Origin of the sequence: Desulfacinum hydrothermale DSM 13146, assembly GCF_900176285.1 — a bacterium.
GTDB lineage: Bacteria > Desulfobacterota > Syntrophobacteria > Syntrophobacterales > DSM-9756 > Desulfacinum > Desulfacinum hydrothermale.
This window is the reverse complement of sequence record NZ_FWXF01000005.1, coordinates 122,409-134,947: the sequence shown is the minus strand read 5'-3', so window position 1 is coordinate 134,947 and position 12,539 is coordinate 122,409. Positions and strand designations below refer to the sequence as shown.

Below are 12,539 nucleotides of genomic sequence, written 5' to 3'. Positions count from 1 at the left end.
CCGTTCGTGCTCGCCGCTTTCCACGCACCGCCACCCCCCGCCCTGTGTTCCTGACGGCTTGCCAGGGCTCTCGGAGCCCAATGGGTGGATCGGACGGGTCGCGGCGCGTTCGCCAGCGGGCCCGCGGGATGGACTGATCACACACGAAAAGTCAGGGAAGCGGCCATGACACAATCTCAGGAAATGGTGATCCTGCTGGTGGAAGATTCCGCCATCACGCGGAAGATGGAGATCAAGGTTCTCAACTCTCTTGGCTACCACCAGATCCTGGAGGCGGACGATGGGCAAAAGGCTATCCAGGTGCTGGAGCAAAACCCCCAGGTGAGCCTGGTGATCAGCGACTGGAACATGCCCGGCATGGGGGGGCTTGAGCTGGTGCGTTACCTGCGCTCTCAGGAGGCCTATCGAGACCTTCCCTTCATCATGGCCACGGGGCGGGCCCAGATGAAGGAGCGGATGGAAGCGGCGGAGGCCGGGGCCCAGAACGTGATCACCAAGCCCTTCGCTCCCCAGGAACTCCAGGCCGTTTTGGACGACACCCTTTCGGGAAAGACCCTGAAGGGCCAAGCCGCTTCTCAGATGCGCCAGCCGGAGATGGCCCCGTCCGGCAAATTGCACCTGAAGGTCGCCCATATCCAGATCACCGATCACCTCACCCTGGGTGTTCTCAAGCATTTCATGGAAAGCGGCAAGGAGACGCCCCGCCACTTCGAGTTACAGACCCTGTGTATGTCCAGCTGGAATCCCGTCCAAAAGGCCCTGGCCGACGGCGAAATCGACGCCGCCTTCATCTTGGGCCCCATCGCCATGGATCTTTTCAGCTACGGAGTGCCCCTTCGCATCGTGCTCCTGGCCCACAAGAACGGCAGCATCGCCGTTCACAAGAAGGTCCCGGGGCAGCCGGTCAAGGCCCTGCTCAAGGGAAAGACCTTCTATATCCCCCATGAACTGTCCATCCATCACATCCTGTCCCACATGTTCCTCACAGGCCTGGGACTCCGTCCCGGCACCGCCGACGACAAGGCCTGCGATGTGATCTACGAGGTGGCGCCCCCGGTGCGCATGCCGGAATTCTTGTCCAGCCAGGAGGGGGCCGGGGGATTCATGGTGGCCGAGCCCATCGGAACCAAGGCGATTGCCGGCGGCATCGCCGACGAGCTCTTCCTGTCGGGCGAGATCTGGGAAAACCACCCCTGTTGCGTGGTCGCCATGCGCGATGAGATCATCGAGCAGCATCCCGAGGCGGTGCAGGAGCTGGTGCGCTTGCTGGTCCAGGCGGGCAAGTTCATAAGCGCCAATCCGGAAACCGCTGCGGAGATCGGTGTGGAGTTCCTGGATCCCCAAGGCACATTGGGGCTCAAGAAGGCCATCGTCAAAAACGTGCTCACCGACCCCCTGGGGGTCAAGACCGACGACCTGATGCCGGTGCCCGAAGACTTCGCCAAGATTCAGGACTACATGGTGGATCGCATGGGTTTGGGTACGCGGGTGGACCTGAACCGGCTGCTCGATCTTCGCTTCGCCGAGAAGGCTTGTCGTGAGGCGGGAGGAACCGTTCGTCGCTCCATCCTCCGCGATGCGGCCGCCTTCGCCCGGGAAAAGGTGGAAGCCCTGGAAACCCAGGCGTCCCCTTCCAGTAAGGCGAACCTGGACCGGGAAGGACAGTACCTGATCTTTCGCCTCATGGATCAGGACTACGGAGTGGATGTGTTGTCGGTCAAGGAAATCGTGGGCATGATGCCCATCCGGTCGATGCCGGAAACACCCCCGTCGCTCAAGGGCGTTGTGAACCTGAGGGGGCAGGTCATCCCGGTGATTGATCTGCGTCTCAAGTTCGGCCTTCCGGAACTGGCCTACCATGATCGGACCTGCATCATCATCCTGGAAGTCCCCGAAAGGGACCGGGCCTTGCTCGTGGGGATCGTGGTGGACAGCGTTTCCCACGTGGAAAACATCAAGGCGGATCAGATCGAAGATGCGCCGGCCTACGGGCTGGGTGCCCCCCTGGAATACATCGCCGGCATGGCGAAAGAGGAAGACGCCGTGCGCATTTTGCTGAATGTGCACCGGCTCTTTTCCCAAGCGGAAGCCCAGGCTGCCGCCGGAACGGGGGGCCGGCGGGATGCGGCCTGACCGGCCAGACTCGGCGTCACAACGATCGGGAGCAGGGGATGGGCCCGGGAACCTCCCCGCTCAAAGAAGCAGTTCGTGCTTGGGGCCGAAGCACCGTCGGCGGACCAGCCAGACCACCAGCAGCGTGGCCAGGGTGGTGGAGCCCACCAGCATGAGCATCACGACGATCTGATAGCGGATGGCCACCAAGGGATCCGCTCCGGCCAGAATCTGTCCCGTCATCATCCCGGGGATAAAGACGATTCCCACTCCCATCATGGCGTTGATGGAAGGGATCATGCCCGCTTTTACGGCCATGCGGACCATGTCCCCACTGGCTTCCCGGCAATCGGCCCCAAGGCAGAGAAGCGCCTCCACCTGAGCCCGGCGGCTGCGCAACTCGCCGAACAGGCGTTCCAGCGCGATGGCCACGGCGTTCATGGAATTTCCGATCACCATGCCCCCCAAGGGAAGGAAGTACTGGGGGCGCCACCAGGGGTCCACCCCCACCACCACGGCCGTGACCACGTAGGCGATGATGAGATAACTCACCAGCATGGAACACAGCGTGGGCAGAAAGAAGGAGACGGCCCGCTCCGACACCCGGCTGCGGATGATCCAGGCGGCCGATGCAATCATGAAGACAAAGAAAGCCAGGACGGGCTCCGGGTGCTGAACCCGGAAGATCACAGTCAGCACGTAGCCCATGGCGAAAAGCTGGGCGAACGTGCGCACGGTGCCCCACAGGAGATCCTTTTCCAGACGCAGGCCGTGGACGAGCGAGGTTAGCCCGCCCAACAGCACAAATCCCAACGCGGCCGCCAGTTGCAGGTTGCTGATCTTCAAAAGGCCTGGGTCCATGTCATTTCCTCTGGCGGGGCTCCAGCCGACCGGCTTCCAGATGAAACACCGTGTCGGGGGCCTTGCGTACGGGTTCCTGATGACTCACCAACACCATGCTCGTCCCGTTTTCCCAGCGGACCTCCTCCAGGAGATCCTCCACCTTGGCCTGGCTTCCCCGGTCCAGGGGGGCCATGGGCTCGTCCAGTAAGAGCACCTGGGGGGTGAGGAGCAGGGCGCGCAGAAGGGCCAGGCGGTGGCGCTGACCGGCGGACAAGTCGTCCACGCCCCGATCCCAAGGCACGTCTTCCAGGCCCAGCTTATCCAACATAAGGCGCATTTGTTCCCGGGTCGGAGGCCGGCGATGGCGGTGCAGCCGGAAGTGGAAAGGACGGGTCAGATGGCGTTCCACCGATTCGGATACCGGGGACGGGCTTTGGGCCACATACACCACGCGGGATCGCAGGAGAGGGCCGGGCACCTGATCCAGGGGGGTGCCGTTCCAGAAGATGGCGCCCGACTGGGGGCGTTGGAGGGCCACCAGCATCCTCAGTAAGGTGGTTTTGCCGCACCCGGAAGGGCCTGCGATCTGGATCCAGGCACCCCGGTGGATTTCCAGGCACACATCCCGAAACAGGGAGCGCCCGTCAGGCAGGGTATGGGAAAGATGATCGCAGCGTAGAACGGGTTCTGACAAGATTCCCCCTCCCAGGGTTCGTTCCCGGTGCCAACCGGCGGGCCGAAAATCACACACCATCCAAAATAGCGCAAGGCCTTTGCCTAGCGCCACCCAGATGGAATGGCTCAACGAAGGGGGTCGGGGCGAAAAGGATGGACACCGCCGGTGCCGGCTCTCCTGGGAGCCTCCCCGAGGATGGACGGGTTGGCTCGTCTTCGTGCGCACCGGACGGTTTGGAACGGCCAGGCGGCGCCGTGCGGCTGGCCTGGGCTTTAAGCGATAGGGGCGGGTTTTGAACCCGCCCCTACAAAGCTGTCTAAGAATTCAATAAGCACAACGGGGCCAGTGGAATTTCAACTAGTTAGAAACCTCCCGAAAGGCCCTTTTCGGACAAGCTCCTAGAAGTTGAAGACCTTCGCCTCTGCGGCCAGGCTGATGAGCAGCGGGCCTCCCTCCAGGGCCATGTTGGGATGAAATTTGGCCTCGTCCACCTGACGGGCCTTGGCGCACGGAATTCACACGTAAATGGGGATTTCGTTTTCCACCAGATAGGGCAGGTAGTCGCTCACGGAGTCTCCGGTGGTGGTCTTGACGGTGGTGTCGCGCGTTTTGTCCGCCCAGAGCACCCCCGAATCAATGAGAAAAACATCCACCTTGTGGCCCTGGGAATGGGCGATCTTGGCGAACTGAAAGCAACGGGTGGCCGCGTCGTTCTCGTCGCGGCTCAAGACAAAGAGAAAATTGGCCATCGCTTGCCTCCTTGTTGGATGGGACAGATCATAAGGCATGACATGTGACCTGCCAAAATTCTACGACGGGTGTCCTGTCCAATCAAGTGAAAAGACCGATGGAGGGGGCTTTTGCCTATCGGCAAGGCCGATGAAGCGGCAGCGTATCAGAGCGCCTTGAGGACGAAGACCTGCTTGACCGGCCGGGTCACCACCACTTCCTTTACGGCCGCCAACCTTTCCGGCTCGGCCTCCAGTTCTTTCCAGTCGGAAAGGACCACTTCGTCGTTTTCCTTCAGGACCAGAAGGGGAACGGTCTTTTTCGGGGGCTTTTTGCCCTCGTAGAGAATGTTGTTCTTTTCTTCCGGTCGCACAAAACGCCGCTCCACGCCGTAGCTCCCAACGGCCTCATAGACCGTGGTGCGGCTGTATTGATCGTCCTGGAGTTCCCGAAGCGTACCGTTTTCCAGAAAGAAGAATCGGGGGGAGCTTTCCGCGGACTTTTCTTGGGATCGTGCTTTGGCCGTCATGACGAAATACTCCTTGATGCGTCCTGCTTCCACCAGGGCGTCCGCCGCTGCCCCCATATCCCCCCGCCGGCGTGTCTCGTCACATGGCGTTTTACACACCAGACAGCGCGATACGGGCAGAAAGCGTTCTTCCTTGGTGCACCAGGTGAACTGGGTTCTGGAGGAAGTGGTTTCGGGCATCTATTCCTCGAGGGCTTCCTCAAGCTTTTGGACGGCTTCCACCAGGTCGGGCAGGAGCTCCGGGGACATGGTCACGCCTTTCTTGGACGGGTGATACTCCCCATCGTCCCCTTTGTAGTAGGTGCGGATGTCGATGTATTCCTTGCCTCGAAAGATGTTGATGGATACGCGGATTTCTTCCAAAGCGTTTTTGGCAAACGCGTGAATCAGGCGATTGTCGGCCATGGGAACGTCATCTCCTTTGAGCAGATTTTTTATCCAACAAATAGTTTCAGTCCCTTGTTGTCAATCATTTTCATGAAAAAGGTGCTCCCCGGTTTCCCGCCCGCGAACCCGCCAAAGGGTGGCTGACAAGCGCACGGCGACCTGCTACAATCCATACTCTTTTGATCTGGAAGCAGCCGTCGGGTCGGGACCGGTCTTGCCCGCGGCCGTGGCGTCGGCGGCTGGAAGGATGCCATCAGGTGGGTTCCATGCGGAGACAGTGGACACTGGGTTGTTGGGAAAAGCCCCGCACGGTCCAGGATGTTCTGGAACTGGTGTTGCGGTCCCGGGGGCTGGAAGCGAACACCTTTCTGCGCTCCGACTTGTCCTTGCTGCAGGCTTACCTTTCGTTTCGCGGCATGGACCAGGCGGCTGAGCTCATGGCCCGGCACATCGTGGGGGGCAGCGGCATCCTGGTGGTGGGCGACTACGATTGCGACGGCATCACGTCGGCCGCGCAGCTGGATCTTTTCCTCCGTGACATCGGTCACGCCAACCGCCGGGTCATCCTTCCCACCCGGGCCGAAGGCTACGGCGTACCGGACCGCGCCATCCAAGAGGCTTCGGACTGCGGTTTGCTGGTGGCTGTGGACTGCGGCACCCTGGACCGTGATGCCGTGGCGGCGGCCCGTCAAAAGGGCATGGATGTCCTTATCATCGACCACCACGAAGTGGTGCCCGACCACCTGGCCCCGGCCACCGTCCTGGTCAATCCCAAGCATCCCGACTGTCCCTCGTCCTTCAAAGAATTCTGCTCGGCCGGACTGACCCTGCTCTTCCTGACCCGGCTGCGTCATGCCCTCAACGGGTCCCACGGACACGTACCTCTGGACGGGCGTTACCTGAGCCTGGCGGCGCTGGGAACCATCGCCGACATGGTTCCCTTGACCGAGGGCAACCGCATCCTGGTGGCGGCGGGACTGAAGGCTCTAAACGCAGAGGCCCACATGCCCTTAACACACCTTCAAAGGGTGGCCGGCTTGCAGGGCCGCGTCGTGAAGGCCGGGGATGTGGCCTATTCCATGGCCCCTCGGATCAACGCCGCCGGCCGCATGGGGGATCCTGTGCAGGCGTTCCAGCTGCTGACGGCGCAAGAGCCGACCACGGCCCAACTCCTGGCCGAACAACTGGACCGAATCAATTCCGAGCGTCAGAAGGGCGTGGCCCGGATTCTACAAGACGTTCGCACGCGCATTCAGACGGCGGACCGGCGCACTCTTGTTCTGGCCGACCCGTCCTGGAATCCGGGGCTGGTGGGGATCGTGGCCACCAAGGTGCAGCAGGAGATGCTCTACGGGCCCGTGGCGCTTTTGGGTGCGGATACGCCGGAAGCGAGGGTTTACAAGGGCTCCGTGCGCAGCGTTCCCGGCTACGACGTGCACCGTGCCTTGAGCCGGTGCAGGGACTTCCTGGTCCAGTGGGGCGGCCACAAGATGGCGGCCGGGGTGACCGTGGAAGCCCACCAGGTGGAGCGGTTCGCGCAGCGTTTTGAGGAGGTGGCGCGGGAGGCCGCCGCGGATCTTTTCGTGCCCAAGGGCCGGATCGATCTGGAGCTGGACCTGGATCTGGTGGGTGAAGAACTCTACGCGCAATTGAGTGCGCTGGAGCCCCACGGCATGGACAACCCTGCTCCCGTCTTCTGGGCGCGGGATGTGGTGCTGGAAGGCGTGCGTACCTTCGGGCGTAACCGCGCACACCTTTCGTTTCAAATCGCCGGCCACGGCGTTCCCGCCGTCTTTTGGAACGGGGCGGATTCTTGGGCCAGGCACCTGAAGGGCCATTCTGGACCCATGGATGCGGTCTTTCGAATCGACTGGGACGACTACCGAAATCGGCCCCGCCTCACCCTCATCGATCTCTTCCCCGAAGGCCTTTCGGTCGTTCCATCGCAGTAACGCCGAAAGACGCGTGTCCATCCCCTTTTCCTTTTCCCGGCATCCGGAGATCACGGATGACGGATCACGGCTTCCAAGGCCTGGCGCAGGGAGAGGAAATCTTCCGGTTCCGGCGCCTCCCAGGCCATGGGGATGCCGGAGATGGGGTGCTCCAGTTCCAGCCGATGGGCGTGAAGCAGGGTGCGCTGAACCTGTGTGAGCACAAGGTGTCGGATCCGTGGATGGGCCAAGGAGCGCGCCCTGCGCCGACCTCCGCCGTAGGTGGGATCACCCAGCAAGGGGTGGCCCAGGTAGTGGCAATGAACGCGGATCTGGTGGGTGCGGCCGGTCAGGATCCGCACCTCCAGCAGGCTCACCTGGTCGTGCCAAGACGTGACGACGCGCCATTGGGTGACCGCTTCCTTGCCGTTTCGATCCACCACGGCCATCCGTTTGCGGTCCTTGGGATGACGGCCGATCAGGGTGCGAATCTCTCCCTTTTCCGGCCGGGGCCGTCCATAGACCCAAGCCAGGTAGCGTTTGCGCACCCGGTGCTCCTTGAACAGCTCGATGAGCCGCAGGTAGGCCGGGTCCGATTTGGCCACCAACAGCACCCCGGATGTTTCCCGGTCCAACCGGTGCACGATGCCGGGCCGAAGCGGACTGCCTTGGCTGGCCAGCCGGGAGCAGTGGTTCAGGAGACCGTGAACCAGCGTGCCCGAAGCGTGGCCCGCCCCCGGATGGACCACCACGCCCGGCGCCTTGTTGACCACGAGGATGTGCTCGTCTTCGTAGAGTATGTCCAAGGGGATGGGCTCGGGAGTGATCTCCGGGCCTTGGGGCTGCGGCACGCGAAGGAGCACTTCGTCCCCGGCCTGGACCAGGTATCGGGGTTTGACCGTTCGGGCGTTCACCTGCACCCGGCCCGCCTCGATCCATTTCTTGAACTGGCTTCGGGACCTTTCCTCGTCCTTGGAGGCCAAAAAAAGGTCCAGGCGCTGTCCCGCTTCCTGCGCCTGGACCCGGTAGATTCTTTCCTGGTTCAACGTCCCGTTCCTTCCAAGCTCCCCCTTCCCAAGCACAGGCGCCTTTCATGCGGTTTCAAGGCGACGAGCGGAGATGAGAATGTCCATCTGACCGTCTGGAGACAGATTCCCCTGCCTGTGTCCGGGGAGGGGTGGCCGGCTTTTTCGCCGCCACGCCGCCCGCCTCCAAGCACGTGGAGAAAAAGGCGGGCTCGCTGTCACTGCCCACGGGCGCTTTTTTTGTTGTCAGAAAGCCTCGTCGGGGCGGATTCGTAACCTGCCCCGACTCCCTCAAGGCCAGCCTTCCGTCCGCACAAAAAGGGAGCAACCCGGGCGTTCTCGATCAGCGTCTCAGTGGCGGTGGTTCTGCTCCGGGGATTTGAGCGTGGTGAAGATCATCCGCCCTCCCGTGGTCTGGAGGATACTGGTAACCGACGCTTCCACCTCCTGGCCCAGGAGCTTGGCGGCGTTTTCCACCACCACCATGGTGCCGTCTTCCAGGTAGGCGATGCCCTGGCCGTGCTCTTTTCCTTCCTTGAGGATGTGGAGCCGCAGGACCTCCCCCGGAAGGACCACGGGGCGCAGAGCGTTGGCCAGTTGGTTGATGTTGAGCACTCGGATCCCTTGAACTTCCGCCACCTTGGACAGGTTGTAGTCGTTGGTGACAATGGATGCGTTCAACCGCAGAGCCAAGGCCACCAGCTTGGCGTCCACCTCCTGCAGGTTGCTGAAGTCCTGGCGCTCGATGCGCACCTCCGTCTGGTCGCTTTCCTGGAGTTTCTTGAGCATGTCCAGGCCGCGACGGCCGCGCACGCGGCGCGACGAATCGGCGCTGTCCGCGATGTGTTGCAGCTCCTGGAGCACGAATTCCGGCACCACCAGCACTCCCTCCAGGAAGCCGGCCTGGACGATGTCCACGATGCGTCCGTCGATGATGACGCTGGTGTCCAGGATCTTCAGGGACCCACCCTTGGTGCCCCCCCGCTGGAGCCAACTCCAGCTGGGCCAGCCCATCTCTTCGATCTTGATGCTGCCCAGGACCATGCCCACATAGCCGAAAATGCAAACCAGTACCACGTAGGTGGCCACCCGGATGGTGGTGTTTTCCACGCTGATTAAGCCATAGCTGATGAGCCGGGCGATCAGCAAACCCATGAGAAGCCCCAGGGTTCCACCGATCAAGACTTTGAGAGGAATCCGGCGGATGAATTTAACAAGCCAAATGGCGATGAGTGCAAAGGAAAAGCCGATGCCCACCCCGGCCCAGGGCGCCCAGGTCAGGGTGCTGAGTTGCTGGATTTGGCCGGCGATGAGATAGCCGCCCACGCTGCAAACGATGACGAGAAGAATCTTGGTTACAATTCCGGCCCAAGCCAAACGCTTCACCTCCTTTCTTCATGGAATACCCGGGCCTTGCGGGCAAGGACCGGCGCAGGAAAGCTCCCTGGGCCTCTTCCCATGATCCCAGGCGAGTACTTGAGGTCCCCTCATGGGGCGGCGGGACGTGCGTTGCATTCTTTTCGCCGCCGAGAGAACTATTGAAGGATGCTGTCGATTTCTTGGGAAACCTGGTCTTCGTCCATCCCCTTGGCGATCGCCACCTCGGTGATGAGCAGCGATCGAGCGGTTTCCAACATCTTACGTTCGCCGAAACTCAATTCCTTGTCCACCTGCAAGACGGTCAGATCCCTCAAGACTTCAGCCAATTCATAGATGGAGCCGGTCTTGATCTTTTCCATGTACTCGCGATAGCGGCGGTTCCACGTGGCCGAGTTGACCGAAATCTCCCGGCTTTGAAGGATCCCGTAGACCTTGGGCACGTCTTCGGACTGGATCAGCGGGCGCAGGCCCACAGTGTCCGCATTCTGGACCGGAATCATGATCTTCATGTCGTTTTCCAGGATCCGCATGATGTAAAAGTCTTGCGAATCCCCGCCGATGGTCTTGGATTCGATGGCTTCGATCTTGCCCACGCCGTGGGCGGGATAGACCGCCAGGTCCCCAACCTTGAACATCTTGACCTCCCTGTCCTCATACGGGAATCAGCCAGGACCCCGCCGGGACGTATGCATACGGACCGACGCGCCCATGAAACGTCGGCAGACACCCTGCCGCTGGAATCCCATAGGGCCTTAGAATGTCAATAATAATAACATTTCCCGGACTGGGTGCAAAGCGATAAAAGGACGAAAGACCCGGCAGGTTCTTAAAGGGAAAGGGGGCTCCCCCCGTGACGGGAGGGGCCCCCTGTTGGGAACGGCAGGGATCCGTTTAGCCGATGAGCAACGGGGCGATCACCAGCGAGATGACGGACACCAGCTTGATCAGGATGTTCATGGTCGGACCGGAGGTATCCTTGAACGGATCGCCCACGGTGTCGCCCACAACGGCCGCTTTGTGATTGTCGGAGCCCTTGCCGCCGAAGTGACCTTCCTCGATGTACTTCTTGGCGTTATCCCACGCGCCGCCACCGTTGGCCATGAAAAGGGCCAGCATAGCACCGGTGAGGGTGCAGCCCAGCAGCAGGCCGCCCAGGGCATGGGAACCCACCAGGAATCCCACCAGAACCGGAGCGGATACGCCCACAAGACCGGGGAGGATCATCTTGCGGATGGCGCCCTTGGTGGCGATGGACACGCAGCGGGCCGGATCGGGCTTGGCCTTGCCTTCCATGAGGCCCGGGATTTCGCGGAACTGACGGCGGATTTCTTCCACCATGTCGAAGGCCGCGTCACCCACGGCGGTCATGGTGAGGGCCGCCACCAGGAAGGGCACGATGGCGCCCACAAAAGCACCGATGATCACGTAGGGATCGGTGATATTGATGGTTTCCAGCTGAGCCGCCTGGGCGTAGGCCTGGAAGAGGGCCACGGCGGTCAGGGCGGCGGCGCCGATGGCGAAGCCCTTGCCGATGGCGGCCGTGGTGTTGCCCAGGGCGTCCAGGCTGTCGGTGATGGCGCGGGTTTCAGGACCCAGTTCGGCCATCTCGGAGATACCACCGGCGTTGTCGGCGATGGGACCGTAGGCGTCCACGGTCATGGTGGCGCCGACGGTGGCGAGCATACCCACGGCGGAGATACCGATGCCGTAGATGCCGGCCGTCACATAAGCGATGTAGGTGGCCACGCAGATGCCGAGCACCGGCAGGGCCACACTTTCCATACCCACGGCCAGACCGCTGATGATGACGGTCGCAGCACCGGTTTCAGATTGGGCGGCGATCTTGCGGATCGGTCCCATGGAGGTGTAGTACTCGGCCAGAAGACCGATCACGATGCCCACGACCAGACCGGAGAGCACGGCCCAGAAGACGCCCACGGGCAGGCCCAGCTGACTGGTCAGGTAGTAGGTCAGGGCCACGAAGGCGCCGGCGGCCACAAAGGTGGTGTAGCGCAGGGCCTTCTGGGGAGCCATTCCGGCCATGGCCTTCAGGCTGAACACACCCAAAAAGGAGGCGAGCAGGCCGACCATAACGGTCAAAAGCGGCATGGCCATGTAGGCCATCCGGTCGGCGCCGTGGAGCAGGTCCTTGGGCATGGTGGCCGCGATGGCGATGGTGGCGATGATGGAGCCCACATAGGATTCGAAGATGTCGGCGCCCATACCGGCGATGTCGCCCACATTGTCACCCACGTTGTCAGCGATGACGCCGGGGTTGCGCGGGTCGTCTTCCGGGATGCCCGCTTCCACCTTGCCCACCAGGTCGGCGCCCACGTCGGCCGCCTTGGTGTAGATGCCGCCGCCCATACGAGCAAAGAGAGCGATGGAGCTGGCGCCCATGGCGAAGCCGTTGATGTAATTGGCCGTTTCAACGTTACCGCCGAACAGGTAGTAGGCGATGCCCACGCCCAGCAGACCCAGGCTGGCCACGGCCAGGCCCATGACGGCGCCGCCGAAGTAGGAAACGGTCAGGGCTTTGGCCTGGCCCCACTGGTTGGCGGCCCAGGACGTGCGGGAATTGGCGCGGGTGGCGGAGCTCATGCCGGTGAAGCCGGCCAGGATGGAGCAGGCCGCGCCGCCCAGGAAGCAGTAAGCCGTTTGGGGATTGATTCCGACGAAAAGCAGACCGAAAACGATGGCGATGAAGATCAGAAGGACCGAATATTCGGTCTTCAAGAAGGCCATGGCCCCCGCGTGAATCATTTCTTCAAGTTCCTGAATCCTCTCGTTGCCGTTGGGCTGCTTCTTGACCCAGGAATAGATCAAGAACGCCAGGAAAAAGCCGGCAACACCAAAAATCGGTGCATAGGTCGTGTACTCGAGCATCGCTCCCATCCTCCTTCACCTTGTGCAAATTTTAACTTGAC

General features: G+C 61.9%; 11 protein-coding genes. 2 read left to right on the top strand and 9 right to left on the bottom strand.

Features of this window, described 5'->3' with window-relative positions; translation table 11 throughout:
• Positions 1–165 precede the first annotated feature (165 nt).
• The gene (locus B9A12_RS06425; protein WP_084057058.1) at positions 166–2,133 is read left to right on the top strand and encodes a chemotaxis protein CheW; all 1,968 of its coding nucleotides are present in this window, start codon (positions 166–168) and stop codon (positions 2,131–2,133) included.
• A 60-nt stretch (positions 2,134–2,193) separates the two neighbouring features.
• Here the strand turns inward: B9A12_RS06425 and B9A12_RS06420 are convergent, their stop codons facing one another.
• The 5 genes from B9A12_RS06420 to B9A12_RS06400 all read right to left on the bottom strand — a co-directional run bounded on the left by B9A12_RS06420 (position 2,194) and on the right by B9A12_RS06400 (position 5,294).
• On the bottom strand, positions 2,194–2,973 hold the full coding sequence (locus tag B9A12_RS06420) for an ABC transporter permease (RefSeq protein WP_084057057.1): 780 nt from the start codon (positions 2,971–2,973) through the stop codon (positions 2,194–2,196).
• Between the two features lies 1 nt (position 2,974).
• Complete coding sequence (locus tag B9A12_RS06415; protein WP_170920394.1) at positions 2,975–3,649, bottom strand: ABC transporter ATP-binding protein; 675 nt, start codon at positions 3,647–3,649, stop codon at positions 2,975–2,977.
• Positions 3,650–4,146: 497 nt separating this feature from the next.
• The gene (locus tag B9A12_RS06410) at positions 4,147–4,380 is read right to left on the bottom strand and encodes a DsrE family protein (protein WP_212636846.1); all 234 of its coding nucleotides are present in this window, start codon (positions 4,378–4,380) and stop codon (positions 4,147–4,149) included.
• Between the two features lie 146 nt (positions 4,381–4,526).
• Complete coding sequence (locus B9A12_RS06405) at positions 4,527–5,069, bottom strand: hypothetical protein (RefSeq protein WP_084057054.1); 543 nt, start codon at positions 5,067–5,069, stop codon at positions 4,527–4,529.
• Positions 5,070–5,294, bottom strand: coding sequence for a transcriptional coactivator p15/PC4 family protein (locus tag B9A12_RS06400; RefSeq protein WP_084057053.1), 225 nt, complete (start codon positions 5,292–5,294; stop codon positions 5,070–5,072).
• 248 nt (positions 5,295–5,542) lie between these two features.
• Between B9A12_RS06400 and recJ the strand changes: the two genes are divergently transcribed.
• On the top strand, positions 5,543–7,228 hold the full coding sequence (gene recJ / locus B9A12_RS06395; protein WP_139796521.1) for a single-stranded-DNA-specific exonuclease RecJ: 1,686 nt from the start codon (positions 5,543–5,545) through the stop codon (positions 7,226–7,228).
• Between the two features lie 50 nt (positions 7,229–7,278).
• On the opposite strand, the gene B9A12_RS06390 is transcribed toward recJ, so the two are convergent.
• From B9A12_RS06390 to B9A12_RS06375, 4 genes are all read right to left on the bottom strand, one after another.
• Positions 7,279–8,253 (bottom strand): RluA family pseudouridine synthase, encoded by a 975-nt coding sequence (locus B9A12_RS06390; protein ID WP_084057051.1) that lies wholly within the window; start codon positions 8,251–8,253, stop codon positions 7,279–7,281.
• A gap of 330 nt (positions 8,254–8,583) precedes the next feature.
• Positions 8,584–9,618 carry a PIN/TRAM domain-containing protein gene (locus B9A12_RS06385; protein WP_084057050.1) on the bottom strand — a complete coding sequence of 345 codons (1,035 nt, stop codon included), beginning with the start codon at positions 9,616–9,618 and terminating at the stop codon, positions 8,584–8,586.
• A 149-nt stretch (positions 9,619–9,767) separates the two neighbouring features.
• Positions 9,768–10,247: a CarD family transcriptional regulator gene (locus tag B9A12_RS06380; RefSeq protein WP_084057049.1), complete on the bottom strand. Its 480-nt coding sequence runs from the start codon at positions 10,245–10,247 to the stop codon at positions 9,768–9,770.
• A 256-nt stretch (positions 10,248–10,503) separates the two neighbouring features.
• Positions 10,504–12,498, bottom strand: a complete 1,995-nt coding sequence (locus B9A12_RS06375) for a sodium-translocating pyrophosphatase (protein WP_212636845.1) — start codon at positions 12,496–12,498, stop codon at positions 10,504–10,506.
• Positions 12,499–12,539: the final 41 nt, after the last annotated feature.